The organism is Stenotrophomonas sp. GD04145 (assembly GCF_029835135.1).
GTDB classification, from domain to species: Bacteria; Pseudomonadota; Gammaproteobacteria; order Xanthomonadales; family Xanthomonadaceae; genus Stenotrophomonas; species Stenotrophomonas maltophilia_P.
The window spans coordinates 1-20,207 of record NZ_JAODZG010000025.1; the positions used below are offsets into that span (position 1 = coordinate 1).

The following is a 20,207-nucleotide window of genomic DNA, read 5'->3' on the forward strand; positions in this document are numbered from 1 at the left end:
GGTCGTCGCGTCAGGGCTACACCGCTTCATCATCACGGCGCACCGTGTGGCAGGCCCGCACACGGGCCAGCGCGTCGCCGGCTTCGCGTGCCATCCGCTCATATTCGGCGCGGATCTCTTCGAGCCGCTGTTCGTCCAGTTCTTCCAGATCCAGCAGCTCGTTGTTGGCTTCCGCGGTGGCCCGGATCAGCTCGTCCAGCTTGATCTGCATCGCCGCGGTATCGGCGTTCTGCGTGTGCTGGATCAGGAAGACCATCAGGAAGGTGATGATGGTGGTGCCGGTGTTGATGACCAGCTGCCAGGTGTCGTTGAAACCGAACACCGGGCCGGAAATGCCCCACACCACCACGATGGCTACTGCGCCCAGAAAGGTCCACGGAGAGCCGGTGGCGGCCGCGGCCTTCTTGGCGATGGTATTGAACAGGTTTCTTGCTTTCACCGTCGTCGTCCCGCTGGGGTGACGTGATGATCGGCGCGTGGCCGTGCAGCCCGCGTGCAGCAGGCCTGCTCAGGCGCGCAGCCGCGGTGCGTCCTGCAGGCGCACGCGGCTGGCCTGGTAGACGTGCTGCCAGCAGCGGTCGACGAACTCGCGGGCCTGTGCTTCGCTCAGCCGCGGCATGATCTGCAGCGCATACTGGGTCTGGAACATCTCGTCACGCTGCGCGTTGCTGGCGCGCGGCTGGGTGATCAGCGAATCGCAGGCGAACTTGATCCAGGGTACGTAGGAACCGAACGAATTATGAGGCAGCGCACCGTCGGCATGCTGGCGGCGCCAGTGCTCGAGTTCCGCATCGACGTCGATGACCGGGGGAATGGCAGGGACTTCAGTGTGCATGTCGATCCAATCGGTTGAGGTGGACGTGGAGTGGGGGGAATCGCAGTGTTGCCTGATCACCGGTGGAAGCGGTGTCATCGCAATGTGGAAACAGCGTTGCGATTGCCGATCAGTTGGGCGTGCTCGACCACGCCGAGGTCTTCAGCGATGTCCGCCATCGCGTTGCACAGGCGGACGTGGTCGTGTGGATGGTCGCGCACCAGTTCCAGCTGCATGCCCTGGTAAGCGGTCCAGAACAGCGCACCGCGCCGGTGCAGCCGATACTGGTTCCGCAGCCGGGTGCGGATTGCGTCAAGGATCGGATCGGGCGTGGGGCTTGCGGCGTGCGCGCACATGGCTGGCTCCGCCGGGGTAGGAGGCCCCGGTAACCCCACCGTAGGCGCACCGGAGCGATGGGGTGTTACCGCAGCGTGTGCATGCGTGCTGACTGAGTGCGCAGCGCGTCACATCGAACGCCGCAGACGCTGACTGCACAAGGGCCTGCCGCGGATGAAGCATTCATTAAACGCGGGCTGGGGTCAGTCCACGGCACTCATTCGCCGATGTCTTCGTTCCAGATCTCGGGATATTGCGCAATGAAGCCCCCGAGCAGGTCGACGCATTCCTGGCTGTCGAGGTCGATCACATTGACGCCGTTTTCGCGCAGCCAGTCGATGCCGCCCTGGAACGTGCGGGACTCGCCGACCACCACGGTGCCGATGTTGAACTGGCGCACCAGTCCCGAGCAGTACCAGCACGGGGCCAGGGTGGTCACCATGATCGTGTCGCGGTAGCGACGCTGGCGCCCGGCCTTGCGGAAGGCGTCGGTCTCGCCGTGCACGGAGGGATCGCCTTCCTGCACCCGGCGGTTGTGGCCGCAGCCGAGCAGGCGACCGTCGTTGTGGTACAGCGCCGCGCCGATCGGCACGCCGCCCTCGGCCAGGCCCTGGCGGGCTTCGGCGATGGCGGTCTGCAGCAGGGCCTGGTAATCAGGTGTGGTGATCATGCGGGGCTCCGGAAGGTCATGGGCTGCCATGATAAGGCGCCGTTCCCCCGCAGCGGCCCTGGCGGTGCGATAATCGGGGCATGAGCGAATCCCCCTACAAATCCGGTACCACCCATTTCGGGTTCCGCGACGTCGCCGCCAAGGACAAGCAGAAGCTGGTCGGGCAGGTGTTCACCTCGGTCGCGCGCAACTACGACCTGATGAACGACCTGATGAGCCTGGGCGTGCACCGGGCGTGGAAGCGTTACTACGTGGCCACCGCGCAGGTGAAGCCGGGTGACCGCGTGCTTGACCTCGCGGGGGGCACTGGCGACATTGCCGCCCTGCTGAAGGAGCGCGTCGGCGCCGAAGGTTCGGTGGTTCTAGGCGACATCAATGCCGGCATGCTGTCGGTGGGCCGTGATCGCCTCACCAACCGCGGCCTGGTGCTGGGCCTGGACTACGTCCAGTGCAATGCCGAGGCCCTGCCGTTCCCGGACAACAGCTTCGACCTGGTCACCATCGCCTTCGGCCTGCGCAACGTGACCGACAAGGATGCCGGCCTGCGCGAGATGTACCGCGTGCTCAAGGTCGGCGGCCAGGCGCGTGTGCTGGAGTTCTCCGAGGTCACCGCCGACTGGTTCAAGCCGATCTACGACTTCCACTCGTTCAAGATCCTGCCGAAGCTGGGCAAGCTGTTCGCCAATGATTCGGACAGCTACCAGTACCTGGCCGAGAGCATCCGCAAGCATCCGCCGCAGGACGAGCTGAAGGCCATGATGGGCGAGGCCGGTTTCGAGCGCTGCCACTACAAGAACCTGACCGGCGGCATCGTGTCGATCCACTCCGGCTACAAGCTGTAAGCCTTGCCCTTGGTGGGTGCCAACCTTGGTTGGCACTCGGCCGCTGCGGTCATCCGCTCTGGTAGGTGCCGACCTTGGTCGGCACGGGCCTGCCACATGCGTTGATGGATCCGTGCCAACCAAGGTTGGCACCTACCCAGGGCGCCGCCGCAGGATCGGCCTTGGCCGCCTTACCCCGCACCGCGCAACGCCTGCGGGGCCGGAGGGAGGTACCATTGGGGTTTGCTCCCCGTAACGGTCCCGATTCATGCGCAATCCGCTGATGCTCCTTCCGTTGGCCGTGGCCCTGGCCGCTGGCTGCTCCCAGGAGGCGGCCGCGCCCGCCGCCGCCCCGACTGCCGAAAAGGCCCCCGCCGCTCCCGTGAACGCCGAGAACCGCAGCCACGACGAAAGCTCGTACGCCGAGCCGGACAAGGTCGTCATCAAGGACATCGCGCTGGACCTGAAGCTGGACTTCGACCAGAAGCAGATCGGCGGTACCGCGACCTACACCCTGGAATGGAAGCAGAAGGACGCCACGCAGCTGGTGCTCGACACCCGCGAGCTGACCGTGTCCAAGGTCGAAGCCGTTGCCGCTGACGGCGCGCGCAGCCCGCTGAAGTTCGAGCTGGCGGCGGCCGACAAGGTGTTCGGCAGCAAGCTGACCATCGAGGCCCCGCAGCAGCCGGCCAAGGTCGAGGTGACCTACCACACCGCGCCGACCGCCTCGGGCCTGCAGTGGCTGGCGCCGTCGATGACCGAAGGCAAGAAGCTGCCCTTCATGTTCAGCCAGTCGCAGGCCATCCATGCCCGTTCCTGGGTGCCGCTGCAGGACACCCCGAGCGTGCGCTTCACCTACAGCGCGCACGTGGTCTCGCGCCCGGACGTCATGGTGCTGATGAGCGCCGACAACGACCCCAAGGCCGCGCGTGATGGTGACTACACCTTCAAGATGCCGCAGCCGATCCCGTCCTACCTGCTGGCGATCGCCGCCGGCGACCTGGTGTTCGAGCCGATCTCCGGCCGCTCCGGCGTCTGGGCCGAACCGACCATGGTCGGCAAGGCGGCCAAGGAATTCGAGGACACCGAGAAGATGATCGGTGCCGCCGAGAAGCTGTACGGCGAGTACCGCTGGGGCCGTTACGACATGCTGGTGCTGCCGCCGTCGTTCCCGTTCGGCGGCATGGAGAACCCGCGCCTGACCTTCGCCACCCCGACCGTGATCGTCGGCGACAAATCGCTGGTTTCGCTGGTCGCCCACGAACTGGCGCACAGCTGGTCGGGCAACCTGGTGACCAACGCCAGCTGGAAGGACATCTGGCTCAACGAGGGCTTCACCACCTACGTCCAGGGCCGCATCACCGAAGCGCTGTATGGCAAGGAGATGGCCGAAATGGAGCGGCAGATCGACCAGACCGATCTGCTGGCGGAAGTGAAGGACATGAGCCCCGCCGACCAGGCGCTGGCGCTGCCGCCGCTGAACGAGCGTGACCCCGATGAAGCCCTGAGCCAGGTGGCCTACGTCAAGGGTTCCTGGTTCCTGGAGTTCCTGGAACAGCGTTTCGGCCGCGAGACCTTCGATCCGTTCCTGCGCGGCTGGTTCGATGACCACGCCTTCCAGAGCGCGAATACCGACCAGTTCGTCGAGTACCTGAAGAAGAACCTGCTGCCGAAGAACCCGTCGGCAGTGACGGAAGCCGAACTGAAGGCATGGCTGGACGAGCCGGGCATCCCGGCGTTCGCGGCCAAGGCGCAGTCGCGCAACTTCAGCAGCGTCGATACCGCGCGCATCGCCTTCACCAGCGCCGGCACCATGCCCAGCAGCCAGGTCATCGCTGACTGGAGCACCCAGGAGTGGGTGCGCTTCATCGACGGCCTGGGCACGACCCAGCCGCTGGACACGCTGGCCACGCTGGACAAGGCCTTCCACTTCACGGGCACGCCGAATGGCGAGATCGCCATGCGCTGGTATCCGCTGGCCATCCGCAGCGGCTACGAGCCGGCCAATGAGGCCGCGGCGGCATTCATCGAGCGTGTCGGCCGTCGCAAGCTGATCCTGCCGATCTACGCCGAACTGGTGAAGACGCCGAAGGGGCTGGAGCTGGCCAAGCAGGCCTTCGAGAAGGCCAAGCCGGGCTACCATCCGATCACCACTGCCTCGGTCCAGGACATGCTGGCCAAGGCCGAAGCCAAGTAAGAACAAGCGCCGGGCACTGCCCGGCGCTTTTTTTGTAGAGTCGAGCCATGCGCGACTTTGCAAGCATGCGAAAAACACGAAGGACCTTTGCCATGAAACGACTGATCCTGCTCACCGCCTGCACCCTGGCCCTGGCCGCCTGCAGCAATCCCGAAGAAGAGCGCAAGGCGCAGGAGGCCGCTGCCGCTGCCGTGCAGGCCCAGAAGGAAGCCAAGGCCGAGGACGTGGCCAGGCAGTACGACATGGCCGTCGCCGCGCAGGACTGGGAGCGCGCGCGACTGCATGGCGCCGCGCTGCTGGACCAGTACAAGGACACCGCCGCCGCCGAACGCATCGCCGCCGGCTTCGACGAGGTCAAGGCCAAGGGTGATGCCGCGCGCGACCTGCGCCGCATGCAGGCGCTGTGGCAGTACAACCAAATACCGGTCGGCAACAAGGGCAGCCAGGTGTCGGCGCAGATCTATAGCAAGGAGCGGGTGGACGTCGATGGCAGTGGCGCCAAGCCGGTGCAGCTGGTGTTCCGCGATCATCCGGAGTGGAAGCGGCACGCCTACCTGGTGCTGCAGGCGGGCGATTTCCGCTGCCCGCAGTGCACGGTGAAGGTGACCGTGGACGACGGCAAGCCGGTGTCGATGGCCGCCTGGCGGCCGCAGACCGATGAGGCGATTGCGCTGTTCATCACCGATCAGAAGGCGCTGTGGAAGCTGGCGCGCAAGGGCAAGTCGATCAGCATCGAGTTCCCGGTCAAGGCCGGCGGCACCCGCACGGCGGTGTTCGAGACCGGGGGCGTGGACGCAAGCCGCATGCCGTCGTGGTGGCAGTGATGCCGGGCGCGGCCACGGCCGCGCAGGCGCTGCCCGCGATCCGCCACTGGGTGTTCGACATGGACGGCACGCTGACCGTGGCCGTGCATGATTTTGCCGCGATCCGCCGCGCACTGGAGATCGCCGCCGAGGAGGACATCCTCGACCATATCGCGGCGCTGCCGGACGCGCCGGCGCAGGCCAAGCGCGCGTGGTTGCTGGATCATGAGCGCGCGCTGGCCGAGGACGCGCTGCCCGCGCCGGGCGCGGTGACGCTGCTGCGCGCGCTGGCGGCCGCCGGGTGCCGGCTGGGCATCCTGACCCGTAACGACCATGCGCTGGCGAAGCTGACGCTGGAGGCGATCGGGGTCGGGGAACTGTTCGACGATGCCGACATCATCGGCCGCGAAGAAGCGGTGCCCAAGCCCTCGCCGGATGGCCTGCAGCAGCACCTGCGGCGTTGGGGCGTTGCAGCGACGGAGGCGGTGATGGTTGGCGACCACGCCTACGACCTGGAGTGCGGCCGTGCCGCAGGCACGCACACCGTGCTGGTCAATCTGCCGGAGAACCCATGGCCGGGCCGCGCCGATTGGCACTTCGCCGATTGCCGCGCCCTGTTGGCGGCCTGGCAGGGCGCATGACCGTGTAGAGCCGAGCCCACGCTCGGCTGCTCTGCGGTCAGATCGCGCTGGCGCGCGCAAGCCGAGCATGGCTCGGCTCTACAGAGAGCAGGCAACGTGTCGGTCGGACGTTCCGGAAGTGCCGGCAGGCTTACGCGTTCAGCGCGTAACCAAACTGCTGCTTGAACTGCTCGTTGAACTCTTCAAAGGTGAAGCGCTGGTTCTGGGTGCCCGGGTGCTCGACCTTCAGTGCGCCCATCAGGTTGCCCATGCGGCCGATGGTCAGCCAGTCGTAGCCCTTCTGGATGCCGTAGATCAGGCCGGCGCGGAAGGCATCGCCGCAGCCGGTCGGATCGACCACACGGCGCTCGTGCGCCGGCGGGATGTCGTAGCTCTTGTCCGGCGTGTGGATGACCGCACCCTTCGGGCCACGGGTGGTGATGTAGGCCTGCACGCGGCTGACGATTTCCTTCTCGTCCCAGCCGGTGCGTTCCTGCAGCAGGTTCGACTCGTAGTCGTTGACCACCACGTAGTCAGCCTGCTCGATGAACTGGCGCAGCTCCGGTCCGTTGAACAGCGGCATGGCCTGGCCCGGGTCGAAGATGAACGGGATGCCGTCCTCGTGGAACTCCAGCGCGTTCTGGATCATGCCTTCGCGGCCGTCCGGGCCGACCAGGCCCAGGGTCACGCCCGGCACGCCACGCACGTGGTTCTCGTAGGAACGCATCATCGCGCCCGGGTGGAAGGCGGTGATCTGGTTGTTGTCGTGGTCGGTGGTGATGAAGGCCTGCGGGGTGAACAGCTCATCGATCACGCGCACGCGCGACAGGTCGATGCCCAGGCCATCGAAGTACTCGCGGTACGGGCCGAAGTCCGAGCCGACCGTGCCCATCGGGATCGGGTGGCCGCCCAGCAGATGCAGGTTGTAGGCGATGTTGCCGGCGCAGCCGCCGAACTCGCGGCGCATCCGCGGGACCAGGAACGACACGTTCAGGATGTGCACCTTGTCCGGCAGGATGTGATTCTTGAACTGGTCCGGAAACACCATGATGGTGTCGAAGGCAAGAGAACCACAGATCAGAGCGGACATCGATGTAAGCCTATGCGGTGAATTTTGGGGTGGGCCTGCCCGCTTCGACGGGCAAGCAAACGGCGCCCTTGGGCGCCCGACGGCGCAAAGGTTACCCGCTGGTGCCGCTCAGGGCCAGAAGCGGGTGATGCCGGATCAGGCCCAAAGCCTGTGAAGACGCGGGTTCAGCTGGATTTTTCCTTGCTCGGCGGCAGGCGGGTTGCTAGGCTTGTCGGCCTCGATTTCTGCCCATTTTTTCGCCATCCCGCGGCGGGCACGACACCCCTCAGGACTCCTTCCTCAGATGTTCAAGAAACTCCGTGGCATGTTCTCCAATGACCTGTCCATCGACCTGGGCACGGCCAACACCCTCATCTACGTGCGCGGGCAGGGGATCGTGCTGAACGAGCCGTCGGTCGTGGCCGTGCGCCAGGACCGTGCCATCGGTGGCACCCGCTCGGTGGCAGCCGTCGGCGCCGAGGCCAAGCAGATGCTGGGCCGTACCCCGGGCCACATCACCACCATCCGCCCGATGAAGGATGGCGTCATCGCCGACTTCACCTATACCGAGGCGATGCTCAAGCACTTCATCAAGAAGGTGCACAAGTCCCGCGTGCTGCGCCCGAGTCCGCGCGTGCTGGTCTGTGTGCCGGCCGGCTCGACCCAGGTCGAGCGTCGTGCGATCAAGGAATCGGCCGAGGAAGCCGGTGCCCGCGACGTGTACCTGATCGAAGAGCCGATGGCCGCTGCGATCGGCGCCGGCATGCCGGTCACCGAAGCCCGTGGCTCGATGGTCATCGATATCGGCGGTGGCACCACCGAAGTGGCGGTCATCTCCCTCAACGGCATCGTCTATTCGGCCTCCGTCCGCATCGGTGGCGACCGATTCGACGAGTCGATCACCAACTACGTGCGCCGCAACCACGGCATGCTGATCGGTGAAGCCACGGCCGAGCGCATCAAGGTGGAGCTGGGCTGTGCCTACCCGCAGGCAGAGGTGCAGGAGCTGGAGATTTCCGGCCGCAACCTCGCCGAGGGCGTGCCGAAGATGATCAAGATCAGCTCCAACGAAGTGCTCGAAGCCCTGCACGAACCCCTGTCGGGCATCGTCAGCGCGGTCAAGCTGGCCCTGGAGCAGACGCCGCCGGAACTGTGCGCCGACGTCGCCGAGCGCGGCATCGTGCTGACCGGTGGTGGCGCCCTGCTGCGCGACCTGGATCGCCTGATCTCTGAGGAGACCGGCCTGCACGTGCAGGTGGCCGACGATCCGCTGACCTGCGTGGCCCGCGGCGGTGGTCGTGCGCTGGAGCTGGTCGACATGCACGGCAACGAGTTCTTTGCGCCGGAATAAGCTGTCCCGGCCGTTCCTGCCCGCAGCGCCCCTCCGGGGTGCGGCCCGTCGCGTTGGCGGGCCGGCACCGGCGGGGCGTCCGCGTGTTTCCCCTCCGCCTTCTGCCAGTTGAATCGTTGCCGTGCCGCCCTACGCCGGTCCTCCCGTTGCTTCCCGATCCGGTGATGCCGCCAGCCCGCTGCGGCTGCTGGCCTATCTCGCGCTGGCCATCACCCTGATCGTCCTCGACGACCAGGCCGGTTGGCTGGCGCGCCTGCGTGAACAGGCCAACACCCTGGTGCAGCCGGTCTGGGCCCTGGCAGGCCTGCCGGGCAAGCTGGGCAGCCAGGTCAAGGACAACGCGGCCAGCCACAGCCAGCTGGTCAGCGAGAACCGCGAGCTGCGCAACCAGCTGCTGCTGGCCAACGCCCGCCTGACCCGTCTGCAGACCGCTGCGCTGGACAATGCCCAGCTGCGCGAACTGTTGAACGTGGCCGAGCGCAGCGGACTGGACGTGCAGTTGGCGCCGATCCTCGATATCGACCTGGACCCGGTGAAACAGCGTCTGGTACTCGACGCAGGCAGCCGCGAGGGAGTGCATGTCGGCCAGGCGGTGATCGACGCCGGTGGGCTGATGGGCCAGGTGATCAGCGTTACCGGCGGCACCTCTACCGTGCTGCTGCTGACCGACCCCGACCATGCCGTGCCGGTGACCGTGGCCCGCAACGGTGTCCGCCTGATCGTCTACGGTCGCGGCGATACGCTGGAACTGCGCGACATCCCGCTCAGTGCCGGGGTGGAAGTGGGCGATGAGATCGTCACCTCCGGTCTCGGTGGCCGTTTCCCGGCCGGTTTCCCGGTCGGCACCATCACCGCGCTGCGCCCGGATGACACCCATGCCTTCCTGGTCGGTGAGCTGAAGCCGGCCGCACAGCTCGACCGCGGCCGCGATGTGCTGCTGCTGCGCCCGGGCGCAGCGATCCGCATCCCGCCGGAAGTACGCCTGCAGCTGGAGGACACCGCGCCGGGCGGGCCAGCCAATGCCGCAACCGTGCCGGTCCCGGCAATTCCGGCAGCAGCACCGGCAGCAGCACCGGCAGACACCCGCGCAGGGCAGCCGTCGGCGCCGGCCGTCACTCCGGCGTCTTCGACCGCCCCGGATCCGCAGCCGGCAGCCGGACCGGCCGCCGCCGCAGAGGTCCAGCGATGAGCCGCCTGCGCGACAATCCCTGGGTGCTGCCGGCCAGTCTGGTGGTGGCCCTGCTGCTGGGCCTGCTGCCGCTGCCGGCCCTGCTGCAGCCGCTGCGCCCGTACTGGTTGGCGCTGGTGCTAGCGTACTGGGTGATCGAAACGCCCGAGCGCGTTGGTCTCGGCATCGCATTCGCCAGTGGCGTTGTCGCCGACCTGCTGTATGGCGGGGTGCTGGGTGAACAAGCGCTGCGCCTGGTGATGCTGGCCTTCATCCTGCAGCGCTTCCGCGCCCGCATCCGCTTCTTCCCGATGTCCCAGCAGATGCTCGCCATTGGTGGCCTGCTGTTCAACGACCGCATCGTCAGCGCGCTGGTGCACATCGTGGTGGATGAGCCGACGCTTCCGTGGTCGTACTGGTGGGCGCCGCTGCTGGGCATGGGCCTGTGGCCGCTGGTATTCGTGCTGCTGGACGCGGTGCGTTTCGGCAAACGCGGGCGTTGAGCCATGATTCCGCGCCGCCAGGTCAAGAACCCGCACGCTGAAGCCGAGCAGTTCCGCCGTCGTGCGGCGCTGGGTTTCCTGGGGGTGCTGGTATGCCTGCTCGGGCTGGGCGGCTGGTACTTCAAGCTGCAGGTGCTGGACCACGACATCTACGCCACCCGTTCGGAAGCCAACCGCATCAAGCCGCGGCCGGTGGTGCCGGGGCGCGGCATGATCTACGACCGCAACGGCCGCCTGCTGGCCGAGAACGTGCCGGCTTTCCGCCTGGACGTGACCCCGGACAAGGTCAAGGACATGGATGCCACGCTGGAAGGACTGGCAAAGATCATCGAGATCAGTCCGGAAGAGCTGGAGGCGTTCAACAAGTCGCGCAAGGCGCGCCGGAAGTTCCTGCCGGTCACGCTCAAGCTGCGCATGACCGACGATGAGATGGCACGCTTCGCCGTCGATCGCTGGCGCTTCCCGGGTGTCGAGCTGGAGCCCTACCTGACCCGTCGTTATCCGTACGGCGATCTGTTCGCGCACATCATCGGCTACGTCGGTCGTGTCGATGACAAGGATCTGGAGATCCTTGGCGAGGGCAATGCCGCGTTGACCCACATCGGCAAGTCGGGCCTGGAGCGCTATTACGAGCAGCAGCTGCGCGGCAAGGTCGGTTACGAGCAGGTGGAGACCAACGTGCAGGGCCGTGCGATCCGCACCATCGGCCGCGTTGCCGCGCAGTCCGGTGTCGACCTGCGCCTGTCGATCGACGCCGACCTGCAGCGGGCGATGGTTGCCGCCTTCGGCGACCAGGAAGGCTCGGCGGTCGCGATGGACCCGCGCACGGGCGAGGTCCTGGCGATGGTCAGCCTGCCGTCGTACGACCCGAACCTGTTCGTCAACGGCATCTCCCACGCCGATTTCAAAGCGTTGAACGACAATCCATCGCGCCCGCAGTTCAACCGCCTTGTACTGGGCGGCGTGGCCCCCGGCTCGACGCTCAAGCCGCTGATCGCACTGGCCGGTCTGGACGCCGGTGTGCGCCGCCCGGAAGACAAGATCCTGTCCACCGGCATGTTCTACCTGCCCGGCACCAGCCGCGGCTGGGGCGATGCCAACCGTGGCGGCCATGGCTGGACCGACCTGCGCAAGTCGATCTCAAATTCGGTCAATACCTATTACTACCGGCTGGCGCTGGACCTGGGCATCGAGCGTTTCGACCATTACATGGACTATTACGGTTTCGGCCAGCCGACCGGCATCGACCTGACCGGCGAGATCGGCGGCATCCTGCCGTCACCGGCGTACAAGCGGAAGACCCGCAAGGAAGCGTGGTACCCCGGCGATACAGTCAACATCAGCATCGGCCAGGGCGACTGGAAGGTCACTCCGCTGCAGCTGGCGCGGGGCGTCAGCGGTCTGGCCAGCGGGCAGCTGCGCACGCCGCACCTGGTCATCCAGCAGCGCGAAGGGTTCGACAGCGAGTGGACCGGGGTGCCGGCACGCGACAGCAAGCCGGTCAGCCCCAATCCGAACAACGTGCAGGCCGTGCGCGAAGGCATGATGGCGACCATGCAGCCCGGCGGCAGCGGCTGGCGGGTGGCGGTCGGGGCGCCGTACGTGATGGCCGGCAAGACCGGCACCGCGCAGGTGGTCAGCCGCCGTGGCACGGCAGCGGTGAATCCCAAGAGCCTGCCGATGCACCTGCGCCACCGTGCGCTGTTCGTCGGCTTCGCGCCGGCCGATCAGCCGGTGATCGCATTGGCGATCGCGGTGGAAGGCGGCGGTTACGGCGGCTCGGCAGCTGCGCCGATCGCACGCAAGGTGTTCGATGCCTGGCTGCTGGGCAAGATGCCCGATGGCATCCAGCCGCTGGACAGCGAACGCGGCACCACCGCCATCGGTGCGACCGCTTTCGACAACGAGGACGTGGGCGCCCGCCACGCGGGGGATGCTGCCGCCGCACAGGTCGGTGAGCATCCGGTGCTGATCGGCGCTGCGGTCCCGCAGCCCCAGCCGCAGCCGGGAACACCCGCTGCGCCGGCACCGGCACTGCCTGCCGCGCCGCGTCCACCGGCGGCTGCGGAGGCGACGCGATGAGGGCCTTCCTGCGATGGGCCGGGGACATGCTGCGGCGCTTCTTCAGCACGCTGGACTGGGTACTGTGCCTTGCCCTGGGCGCGCTGATGATGATCGGCCTGGCCACGCTGAAGAGTGCAGGCGGCGACAGCCTGGTAATGGCGCAGGGCGCCCGCTTCGCCGTGGGCATGGCCGCGCTGTGGGCCATCTCGCGGGTACCGATCCTGCGCATCCGTTCGGCGACGCCGATGATCTACGCGATCTCCATGATCCCGTTGCTGGCGGTGTTCGTGCTCGGTACCGGCAAATACGGCCGGCAGTGGCTGGACCTGAAGTTCTTCTACCTGCAGCCGGCTGAACTGCTGAAGGTGAGCCTGCCGATGATGGTGGCCTGGTACCTGCACCGGGTGCCCTTGCCACCACGCATCAATACGGTGCTGGTGTCGCTGGTCATCATCGGCGTGCCGACCGGTCTGGTGATGCTGCAGCCGGACTTCGGCACGGGCGTGCTGATCGCCGCCAGCGGCGTGTTCGTGCTGCTGCTGGCCGGGTTGCCATGGTGGTGGGTGGGGCTGGGCGTGGGCGGCGTGGCCGCGGTTGCGCCGCTGGCCTGGTTCTGGCTGCTGCGGCCCTACCAGAAGGACCGCATCATGATGTTCCTCGACCCGGAAATGGATGCGCTGGGCGCGGGCTGGAACATCATCCAGTCGAAGATCGCGATCGGTTCCGGCGGGTTCGACGGCAAGGGCTGGGGCGAAGGCTCGCAGTCGCACCTGAACTTCATTCCCGAGCAGACCACCGACTTCGCGTTCTCGGTGTTGAGCGAGGAATTCGGCTGGATCGGCGTGGCCGTCGTGCTGGCGCTGTACCTGGTGGTGATCGGGCGCTGCCTGTGGATTGCCAGCCAGTCGCGCGACTCCTATTCGCGGCTGCTGGCCGGTGCCACCGGCCTGGCGTTCTTCGTCTACGTGCTGGTCAATGGCGGAATGATCTCGGGTCTGTTGCCGGTGGTGGGCGTGCCGATGCCGTTGATCAGCTACGGCGGTACGTCGGCCGTCTCGCTGCTGGCCGGCTTCGGGCTGGTGATGGCGGTGCGCAGCCACAATCCCGTGCACGGCGGCTACGGCTAGCACCTCCGGGAGCGCGCGGCCGACGCGGGTTGCTGCACCTCTGCGGTTTCGGGCAAGGCCGGGGCCGTCCAACGCTTGCGCAACGCCCTTCATGGAAGCGTTCCCATGACGACGCGCAACAGCAGGTCCGCTGACCAAAGCCCTAAAAAAACGTTATCTAGTTCACACTTTTACGCTGCGTTGATTTTGATCAATGGACTTGTCGCAATCGGCCTGCACAATGGCGGCCCGTTCGGCACGGCGCGCCGTCTATCGTTGCAGCGCGAGGGGGCGTCGGGCGGGAAGCAGTACTGATCCAACGGATACAGGGCGCGCGGGGTACTGCCACTGGGGAGCGGCAGCCGCGCGCGTATCGACCGGATCCGGTCGCCGGTTGCGTCTGCGGGGATGGGGACGCAACCGGCAACCTCTCAACTGAATACGATGGATCGCTCACATCGTTTTCACAATTTCGACTGCTTGCAAGCAAATCGTTGTGATTCATGGTGTTAGGGGTTTTAATTCATCCATGACCTGCTAACCTGCGACGATGATTCGACGCACTCTGGCCTGCATGCTTACCCTCGGCCTGGTCGCCTGCGCGACCCAGCCGACATCTCCACCGTCTTCACCGCAGGCCAGCAGCACGCCGCGCCATCCGGCCAGCAAGCCCAAGGGACCGGCCGAGGCCGCACCGGAAGCCACCGCCGCCACCGCGCCGCCGGTCGATCTCACGCCGGTTCCGTTCGAGACCGCGCGCGCCACCTTCATCGCCGATACCGCCAAGCGTTACGGACTCCAGCCCGACGAGATCCGTCGCGTGCTCGACCAGGCGCAGGTGCGCCAGCCGATCATCGCCGCGATGTCGCGCCCTGCCGAACGGGTCAAACCCTGGAACGAATACCGGCCGATGTTCATCAGCAAGGCGCGCATCGAGGGGGGCCGTGCCTTCCTCGCCGAACACCGCGCCGAGCTGGATCGCGTGCAGCAGCGCACCGGTGTTCCGGCCGAGGTGATCGTGGCGATCATCGGCGTGGAGACCAGCTATGGCAGGAATGCCGGCAACCACCGCGTGCTCGATGCGCTGTACACGCTGGCCTTCTACTACCCGCGCAGCGGCGATCCGGAGAAGCTGGAACGCGAGGTGCGCCGCGAGCTGTTCTTCCGTGATGAACTGGCCAAGCTGTTTGAACTGGGCCGCGAGGAGAAACTCGACATCACCACGCTCAAGGGCAGCTATGCCGGTGCGATGGGCATGGGCCAGTTCATGCCGTCCAGCTACCTGGACTATGCCGTGGATGGCAACGGCGACGGTCGCCGTGACCTGTTCAACAGCTACGACGACGTGTTTTCCTCCATTGCCAACTACTTCGTGAAGAAGGGAGGCTGGGTCCGGGGCGGGCAGGTGGCCGTGCCGGCGACACTCGCTCCGGGGCGCGAGGAATTCAATCCGACCGAGTGGGCACCGACCTGGTCGCTGGCCGATCTGGCCCAACGTGGCTATCAGCCTGCCGCACCGGTACAGCCGGGTGCGACGGCCACTCCGGTTACGCTCGAGGGCAGCACCGGCAAGCAGTACTGGCTGGGCTTCCAGAACTACTACGCGATCACCCGCTACAACCTCTCGAAGATGTATGCGATGGCCGTGTTCCAGTTGTCGCAGGCCATTGCCGGACAGGAGCTGCCCCCGGCATGAACATCAGATGGCTGGTCCCTGGATTGATCGTCCTCGCGCTGGCCGCCTGCAGCAGCGCGCCGAAGAAGCCGGCCACCGCCGGCCATGGTGGAACGCCTTCCGGTACGGTGGTGCAGGGCAGGGGCACGCGCCCGGCGCATTGTCCGGAGGGATCGCCCTATGCGGCGGCCAAGGAAGACCCGAACACGCGGGGCAACTACACCGCCGGCGGCCTGTACCGGCCGGGCGTGAAAGACAGCACGCCGAGCTACATTCCGAACGTGGCCTGCATTCCCGAGCCGGAAGTGACGGCTGAAACACGTTCGGCCATCGGCAACAAGTCGCCGTACGTGGTGCTGGGCAAGTCGTACAAGGTGCTCGACGATACCCGCGATTATGTCGAGCGCGGTACGGCGTCGTACTACGGCGCCAAGTTCCATGGCCGCCTGACCTCGAACCGGGAGGTCTACGACATGTACCAGTTCACCGCTGCGCACAAGACGCTGCCGCTGCCCAGCTTCGCCCGCGTGACCAATCTGGACAACGGCGAGTCGGTGATCGTGCGGGTCAATGACCGGGGCCCGTTCCACGATGGCCGCGTGGTCGATCTGAGCTATGCCGCTGCGGTACGCCTGGGCATCACCCAGCGCGGAACCGGCAATGTGGAGGTGCGCGCGCTGCAGCCGGGTGAGGGCAATCTGCTGGCGCAGAAGCCGTCGCGCCGCGAGCGCCGGGCGGCCGAAGCCGCCGCCGCTGCCGGTGCGGCGACGACGATGGCGAGCACTGTCGCCACGCGCCCGACGGCCGACAGCGACATCGACCGCCTGGTCAAACGCCTGCCTGCCGATGCGGTGCCGACGCGGGGCCAGCCGGCCACCACGCAGGCGGTGGCCAGCACGCCGCCGGACGTGGCGGTCAGCAGCCTGCCGCCGAGTGCAGTGGGCGTCCGCACTGCGGCACCTGCCGCTGCGCCGGCGAGAGTCGCCGCCACGGCGCCGCGCGCTTCCGCGGCACCGGCCAGCAGCCCCACGCTGTCGCAGCAGGTGGTGGGTGCGGTGATGGTGCAGGTGGCCAGCTTCTCCAACCGTGACAATGCCAATCGTGCGATGGGCCAGCTCAATGCGGCCGGCATCGTCGGCGCGACCATCAGCGACATCGCCGCCGGTGGCCGCACGCTCTTCCGTCTGCGCGTACCCGCCAGCGATCATGCCAGTGCCGCGGAACTTGTCGGCCGCATCGCCGGTCTGGGCCTTGGATCGCCGCAGATCGTCAAGGATTGATCCCGCCCGGGTCGGTGCTGCCGGCCCGGGCCACCCCGGCCTACAATGGCCATTCTGTTCCCCCTCCATTCCCGGCCGTCCCTGGAGCCCGCTGTCCAATGAATTTCCGTTCCGCCGCCACCGCCTTGGCCGCCACCCTGGTGGTGGGCCTGGCTTCTGCCCAGACGCCGCTGCCGACCCCGGCCGCACCTGCACCTGCCGCCGCTGCGGCTCCGGCCACCGTGGCCACGCCACCGGCCCCGGTGCCGAGTGTGTCCAAGGCCTGGATCCTGATGGACTACGCCACCGGCCAGGTGCTGGCGGGCGAGAACATCCACGAGCAGCTGGCGCCGGCCAGCATCACCAAGGTGATGACCTCCTACGTGATCGCCGCCGAGGTCAAGAACGGCAAGGTCCGTGCGGATGACCAGGTGATGATGAGCGAGCGCGCCTGGCGCGAAGGCGGTGCGGGTACCGACGGCAGCTACAGCGGCTTCCCGGTGAACCAGACCGCGCGCCTGGAAGACATGGAAAAGGGCATGGCCATCCAGTCCGGCAACGATGCCGCGATCGCCTTGGCCGAGCACGTGGCGGGCAGCGAGGAAGCCTTCGCCTCGCTGATGAACAGCTACGCCGCCAAGATCGGCATGAAGAACTCGCACTTCGTCAACGCCCACGGCCTGACCGCCGCGGGCCACCACAGCACCGCCTATGACCTGGCGCTGCTGGGCCGGGCGATGGTGCGTGATTACCCGGAAACCTACGCGTACAACAAGATCAAGGAATTCCAGGTCGGCAACATCAAGCAGCCCAACCGCAACCTGCTGTTGTGGCGCGACGGCAGTGTCGATGGCATCAAGACCGGGCACACCTCCGAGGCGGGCTACTGTCTGATGAGTTCGGCGCAGCGCGGCGACCAGCGCCTGATCGCGGTGGTGCTGGGCGGCGCCTCCGAGAAGCAGCGCGCCGATGACAGCCTGGCGCTGTTGAACTGGGGCTTCCGCTTCTTCGAAACGCACCGCCTGTATGAGCCGGGCAAGGCCGTCGCCGAGCACAAGGTGTGGAAGGGCACCAGTGACAAGGTGCAGCTGGGCGTGGCCCAGCCGATGCTGGTCAGCGTGCCGCGTGGCCGCTACAACGACCTGAAGCCGAGCATCGATGTGCCCAAGACCCTGGAAGCGCCGTTCACGGCCGGCCAGCAGATCGGCACGGTGAAGGTGAGCCTGGATGGCAAGGTGGTGGCCGAAGCGCCGCTGGTGGCGGTGGCCGCCGTCGAGCAGGCCGGCTTCTTCAAGCGCCTGTGGGACAGCTTCTGGATGTGGTGGGAATCGGAATGATGCGCAGCGCCGTGCGCTGACATGAAAAGGAAAAGGCCGGCGCATGCCGGCCTTTTCCGTTGCAGCCAATGTGCGGACCAGATGTCCGCACTGTTCTAGAGCGAACGGCTGATGGTGAAGCTGCCGAACACCGGTGCCTCGCGCTGGCCGTTGAACTCGCGGGTGCTGTGGTAGCGCGCCGCTGCGAACTTCCAGCGCCCGCGCATCACCGCGATTCCGTAGCCGCCGTAGGCCACGATGTGGCGCTTGTCGACGCTGTGGCTGTTGCGGAAGGTGTTGCCATCCAGGGTGATGTCGCGGATCACCCAGGCGGCATCGCTGGTGGCGAACAGGTGCCATGACCAGCCGCTCGGCCTGCCACCGCGGGTCGGCGCGGTGTTCTCGCCGGCAGGACGCAGCGGCGTGCTGCCGAAGTCATCCGGCAGCTTCCAGCCGAAGCGCACTTCGCCACCGATGTTGGCCTTGGTCGCCAGATTGCCGACCGAGCCGCCGTAGTGGCTGATCGCGTCCCAGCCCCAGCCGCCCGCGTTGACGCTGGCATCGCCCGGCCAACGACGCATCCGCTCATGGGTCAGCATCACCAGCGGCTCGTTGTGCAGCTGGTTGTCCCAGCCCTGGAACTTCTCGTCGCCCAGCACCTCATGCACGGCGTTCTGCACCTGCTTGCCCTGGGCCCACGGACCGACAACGCCCAGCGTCAGCTGGGTGGTCTGCAGCCGATCACCACTGCGCGCGTTGTAGCCGAAGCTGGCGATCAGCACGCCCGCGTAGGGGCGGTCATCCTTGATCAGGTCCTTCCGGGTGAAGTCGGTCGGGGTGAAGATGCCCTGGGCGATGCTGAAGATCATGTTCTGTTGTTCGAACCGGCCCGGGTGCAGGCGCTCCAGATAGCCGTTGACCCAGCGCGCCAGGCGCGGCAGGCAGGGATCGTCGGTGTAATCGACGAGGTTCGGTGATACGAAGGTCAGTTCGGCGCCGTTGGTATACCCCTGGTCCTGGTGGCGGCCGCCGAACAGGTCGTTGTCAACGCGGAAATTGATCTGCGGCGGGTGCTCACGCATGGCATCGGGGCCGCATTGTTCGGCGGCCTGCGCGGCAAGGGGGAGGGCGGCGGCCAGGAGGCCGGACAGCCCGAGGGCTGCGACGCTACGCATGGATGGAATGCTCATGGGGAAAGGGGTGGTCGTCTGTCGTTATATGCAACGACACGGTACCCCGGCCCGCGTGACGGTACGAGCGCGTCCCGGTCACTTGTCTGTTCCGAAAACGACATTGTCTCGTGACGACAACCGGCGCCGGGGCGTGCCGCGCCCCCGCGCAGCAGGAAGCTGAATGGGAATTCAGGTGCAACGCAGCGGCCTGCCGGTGTCCGTGTTGACCTGGATGAATACTCTTGGGTTTGTTGCCCTGCGGCCCGATAATGGGTCCATGGAAATCAAGTCCGACAACCCCGACCACGGCTTCCAGTTCCCCGGCCAGTTCGAGCTCAGCGCAATGGGCCCGGCCAACCGCGGCCTGGAGCATGAGCTTCCCCGACTGCTGCAGGCCGAAGGCCTGGACGTCGTGAACGAGCGCATCAGCTGGAAGCATTCGTCCAATGGCAAGTACGTGTCGGTCCGGCTGGTGTTCAAGGCCGAGACCCGCGAACAGTACGACGCCGCCCATCGGGCGCTGCGCGATCACCCGGAAGTGAAGTGGACGCTGTAGCCGACAGCTGCCCGGCCGACGCCGCTCCGGAAAACCGCCCGCCGCGTCCGGCGCTGGTGCGCGACCTTGGCCGCCAGGCCTATGAGCCGGTCTGGCGGGCGATGCAGCGCTTCACCGATCAGCGCGCTGACGAGACGACCGACGAGCTGTGGGTGGTGGAGCATGATCCGGTGTTCACCCTCGGCCAGGCCGGCAAGGACGAGCATGTGCTGGCCCCGGGGGCGATCCCGGTGCTGCACGTGGACCGCGGCGGCCAGGTCACCTACCACGGGCCGGGGCAGATCGTGATCTACCCGCTGCTGCGCCTGCCGCGCCTGGGCATCGGCGTGCGCGACTACGTGTGCCGCATCGAGCAGGCCATCATCGATACGTTGGCCGAATGGAACATCGGTGCCGAACGCCGCGAAGGTGCCCCGGGCGTCTACGTTGGCAATGCCAAGATTGCCGCGCTGGGCATCCGCGTGCGCCGTGGCTGCACCTTCCATGGCCTGGCCTTCAACGTGGCCATGGACCTGGAACCCTTCCACCGCATCAACCCCTGTGGTTATCAGGGGCTGCAGGTGACCTCGGTGGTAGACTTGGGCGGGCCGTCCGGGATGGATGCCGTCAAGACGGTGCTGCTGGAACAGCTGGCCCGCCAGTTCGGCCTGCGGCTGCAGCACGTGCCCGAACTGCCTGATCTCTCTGCGGCCGCGTGACCGCTCCCC

General features: G+C 66.9%; 21 protein-coding genes. 15 read left to right on the forward strand and 6 right to left on the reverse strand.

Annotated features, from left to right (window positions below; genetic code table 11):
- Window positions 1-16: 16 nt before the first annotated feature.
- From N7367_RS12900 to N7367_RS12915, 4 genes are all read right to left on the reverse strand, one after another.
- Window positions 17-439, reverse strand: coding sequence for a low affinity iron permease family protein (locus N7367_RS12900; RefSeq protein ID WP_053520445.1), 423 nt, complete (start codon window positions 437-439; stop codon window positions 17-19).
- A 69-nt stretch (window positions 440-508) separates the two neighbouring features.
- On the reverse strand, window positions 509-835 hold the full coding sequence (locus N7367_RS12905; protein WP_262218926.1) for a hypothetical protein: 327 nt from the start codon (window positions 833-835) through the stop codon (window positions 509-511).
- 74 nt (window positions 836-909) lie between these two features.
- The gene (locus N7367_RS12910) at window positions 910-1,170 is read right to left on the reverse strand and encodes a hypothetical protein (protein ID WP_279942526.1); all 261 of its coding nucleotides are present in this window, start codon (window positions 1,168-1,170) and stop codon (window positions 910-912) included.
- A 197-nt stretch (window positions 1,171-1,367) separates the two neighbouring features.
- Window positions 1,368-1,820: a nucleoside deaminase gene (locus tag N7367_RS12915; RefSeq protein ID WP_065175170.1), complete on the reverse strand. Its 453-nt coding sequence runs from the start codon at window positions 1,818-1,820 to the stop codon at window positions 1,368-1,370.
- Between the two features lie 80 nt (window positions 1,821-1,900).
- Between N7367_RS12915 and ubiE the strand changes: the two genes are divergently transcribed.
- The 4 genes from ubiE (at window position 1,901) to N7367_RS12935 (ending at window position 6,282) form a co-directional block, all read left to right on the forward strand.
- Entirely contained in the window at window positions 1,901-2,662 is a 762-nt protein-coding gene (ubiE, locus tag N7367_RS12920; RefSeq protein WP_053520441.1) for a bifunctional demethylmenaquinone methyltransferase/2-methoxy-6-polyprenyl-1,4-benzoquinol methylase UbiE, read from the forward strand.
- 247 nt (window positions 2,663-2,909) lie between these two features.
- Window positions 2,910-4,838, forward strand: a complete 1,929-nt coding sequence (locus N7367_RS12925; protein WP_279942527.1) for a M1 family metallopeptidase — start codon at window positions 2,910-2,912, stop codon at window positions 4,836-4,838.
- 92 nt (window positions 4,839-4,930) lie between these two features.
- Window positions 4,931-5,662: a hypothetical protein gene (locus N7367_RS12930; protein WP_279942528.1), complete on the forward strand. Its 732-nt coding sequence runs from the start codon at window positions 4,931-4,933 to the stop codon at window positions 5,660-5,662.
- A complete protein-coding gene (locus N7367_RS12935; protein ID WP_279942543.1) occupies window positions 5,662-6,282 on the forward strand; it encodes an HAD family hydrolase in 621 nt (206 codons plus the stop codon). Before N7367_RS12930 ends, N7367_RS12935 begins: the two co-directional genes overlap by 1 nt.
- A gap of 130 nt (window positions 6,283-6,412) precedes the next feature.
- Here N7367_RS12935 and N7367_RS12940 read toward each other — a convergent pair whose 3' ends face one another.
- Complete coding sequence (locus tag N7367_RS12940; protein WP_074899818.1) at window positions 6,413-7,351, reverse strand: carbohydrate kinase family protein; 939 nt, start codon at window positions 7,349-7,351, stop codon at window positions 6,413-6,415.
- Between the two features lie 283 nt (window positions 7,352-7,634).
- Here N7367_RS12940 and N7367_RS12945 point away from each other — a divergent pair, with 283 nt between their 5' ends.
- The 9 genes from N7367_RS12945 to N7367_RS12985 all read left to right on the forward strand — a co-directional run bounded on the left by N7367_RS12945 (window position 7,635) and on the right by N7367_RS12985 (window position 17,793).
- Window positions 7,635-8,681: a rod shape-determining protein gene (locus N7367_RS12945; RefSeq protein ID WP_005411077.1), complete on the forward strand. Its 1,047-nt coding sequence runs from the start codon at window positions 7,635-7,637 to the stop codon at window positions 8,679-8,681.
- Between the two features lie 121 nt (window positions 8,682-8,802).
- A complete protein-coding gene (mreC, locus tag N7367_RS12950) occupies window positions 8,803-9,870 on the forward strand; it encodes a rod shape-determining protein MreC (protein ID WP_065175166.1) in 1,068 nt (355 codons plus the stop codon).
- Window positions 9,867-10,352, forward strand: coding sequence for a rod shape-determining protein MreD (gene mreD / locus N7367_RS12955; RefSeq protein WP_053519639.1), 486 nt, complete (start codon window positions 9,867-9,869; stop codon window positions 10,350-10,352). The genes mreC and mreD overlap by 4 nt, the downstream gene beginning before the upstream one ends.
- Window positions 10,353-10,355: 3 nt before the next feature.
- Window positions 10,356-12,434, forward strand: a complete 2,079-nt coding sequence (mrdA, locus tag N7367_RS12960) for a penicillin-binding protein 2 (protein WP_279942529.1) — start codon at window positions 10,356-10,358, stop codon at window positions 12,432-12,434.
- Entirely contained in the window at window positions 12,431-13,543 is a 1,113-nt protein-coding gene (gene rodA / locus N7367_RS12965; protein WP_279942530.1) for a rod shape-determining protein RodA, read from the forward strand. The genes mrdA and rodA overlap by 4 nt, the downstream gene beginning before the upstream one ends.
- A 105-nt stretch (window positions 13,544-13,648) precedes the next feature.
- The gene (locus N7367_RS12970) at window positions 13,649-13,837 is read left to right on the forward strand and encodes a hypothetical protein (protein WP_154582383.1); all 189 of its coding nucleotides are present in this window, start codon (window positions 13,649-13,651) and stop codon (window positions 13,835-13,837) included.
- Between the two features lie 235 nt (window positions 13,838-14,072).
- On the forward strand, window positions 14,073-15,218 hold the full coding sequence (gene mltB / locus N7367_RS12975; RefSeq protein ID WP_053519636.1) for a lytic murein transglycosylase B: 1,146 nt from the start codon (window positions 14,073-14,075) through the stop codon (window positions 15,216-15,218).
- Complete coding sequence (locus tag N7367_RS12980) at window positions 15,215-16,477, forward strand: septal ring lytic transglycosylase RlpA family protein (protein WP_279942531.1); 1,263 nt, start codon at window positions 15,215-15,217, stop codon at window positions 16,475-16,477. The genes mltB and N7367_RS12980 overlap by 4 nt, the downstream gene beginning before the upstream one ends.
- 98 nt (window positions 16,478-16,575) lie before the next feature.
- Window positions 16,576-17,793, forward strand: coding sequence for a D-alanyl-D-alanine carboxypeptidase family protein (locus N7367_RS12985; RefSeq protein ID WP_053519634.1), 1,218 nt, complete (start codon window positions 16,576-16,578; stop codon window positions 17,791-17,793).
- A gap of 95 nt (window positions 17,794-17,888) precedes the next feature.
- Here N7367_RS12985 and N7367_RS12990 read toward each other — a convergent pair whose 3' ends face one another.
- Window positions 17,889-18,947: a lipid A deacylase LpxR family protein gene (locus N7367_RS12990; protein WP_279942532.1), complete on the reverse strand. Its 1,059-nt coding sequence runs from the start codon at window positions 18,945-18,947 to the stop codon at window positions 17,889-17,891.
- Between the two features lie 274 nt (window positions 18,948-19,221).
- Between N7367_RS12990 and N7367_RS12995 the strand changes: the two genes are divergently transcribed.
- The gene (locus N7367_RS12995; protein ID WP_053519645.1) at window positions 19,222-19,500 is read left to right on the forward strand and encodes a YbeD family protein; all 279 of its coding nucleotides are present in this window, start codon (window positions 19,222-19,224) and stop codon (window positions 19,498-19,500) included.
- The gene (gene lipB, locus N7367_RS13000) at window positions 19,488-20,198 is read left to right on the forward strand and encodes a lipoyl(octanoyl) transferase LipB (protein ID WP_053519632.1); all 711 of its coding nucleotides are present in this window, start codon (window positions 19,488-19,490) and stop codon (window positions 20,196-20,198) included. The genes N7367_RS12995 and lipB overlap by 13 nt, the downstream gene beginning before the upstream one ends.
- The last annotated feature ends 9 nt before the right edge of the window (window positions 20,199-20,207 follow it).

Excerpts from the sequence above, each read along its gene's own strand:
- N7367_RS12905 (WP_262218926.1), bottom strand. The coding sequence starts at position 835 with ATGCACACTGAAGTCCCTGCCATTCCCCCGGTCATCGACGTCGATGCG.
- N7367_RS12910 (WP_279942526.1), bottom strand. The coding sequence starts at position 1,170 with ATGTGCGCGCACGCCGCAAGCCCCACGCCCGATCCGATCCTTGACGCA.
- N7367_RS12915 (WP_065175170.1), bottom strand. The coding sequence starts at position 1,820 with ATGATCACCACACCTGATTACCAGGCCCTGCTGCAGACCGCCATCGCC.
- ubiE (WP_053520441.1), top strand. The coding sequence starts at position 1,901 with ATGAGCGAATCCCCCTACAAATCCGGTACCACCCATTTCGGGTTCCGC.
- N7367_RS12925 (WP_279942527.1), top strand. The coding sequence starts at position 2,910 with ATGCGCAATCCGCTGATGCTCCTTCCGTTGGCCGTGGCCCTGGCCGCT.
- N7367_RS12930 (WP_279942528.1), top strand. The coding sequence starts at position 4,931 with ATGAAACGACTGATCCTGCTCACCGCCTGCACCCTGGCCCTGGCCGCC.
- N7367_RS12935 (WP_279942543.1), top strand. The coding sequence starts at position 5,662 with ATGCCGGGCGCGGCCACGGCCGCGCAGGCGCTGCCCGCGATCCGCCAC.
- N7367_RS12940 (WP_074899818.1), bottom strand. The coding sequence starts at position 7,351 with ATGTCCGCTCTGATCTGTGGTTCTCTTGCCTTCGACACCATCATGGTG.
- N7367_RS12945 (WP_005411077.1), top strand. The coding sequence starts at position 7,635 with ATGTTCAAGAAACTCCGTGGCATGTTCTCCAATGACCTGTCCATCGAC.
- mreD (WP_053519639.1), top strand. The coding sequence starts at position 9,867 with ATGAGCCGCCTGCGCGACAATCCCTGGGTGCTGCCGGCCAGTCTGGTG.
- mrdA (WP_279942529.1), top strand. The coding sequence starts at position 10,356 with ATGATTCCGCGCCGCCAGGTCAAGAACCCGCACGCTGAAGCCGAGCAG.
- rodA (WP_279942530.1), top strand. The coding sequence starts at position 12,431 with ATGAGGGCCTTCCTGCGATGGGCCGGGGACATGCTGCGGCGCTTCTTC.
- N7367_RS12970 (WP_154582383.1), top strand. The coding sequence starts at position 13,649 with ATGACGACGCGCAACAGCAGGTCCGCTGACCAAAGCCCTAAAAAAACG.
- mltB (WP_053519636.1), top strand. The coding sequence starts at position 14,073 with ATGATTCGACGCACTCTGGCCTGCATGCTTACCCTCGGCCTGGTCGCC.
- N7367_RS12980 (WP_279942531.1), top strand. The coding sequence starts at position 15,215 with ATGAACATCAGATGGCTGGTCCCTGGATTGATCGTCCTCGCGCTGGCC.
- N7367_RS12985 (WP_053519634.1), top strand. The coding sequence starts at position 16,576 with ATGAATTTCCGTTCCGCCGCCACCGCCTTGGCCGCCACCCTGGTGGTG.
- N7367_RS12990 (WP_279942532.1), bottom strand. The coding sequence starts at position 18,947 with ATGCGTAGCGTCGCAGCCCTCGGGCTGTCCGGCCTCCTGGCCGCCGCC.
- N7367_RS12995 (WP_053519645.1), top strand. The coding sequence starts at position 19,222 with ATGGAAATCAAGTCCGACAACCCCGACCACGGCTTCCAGTTCCCCGGC.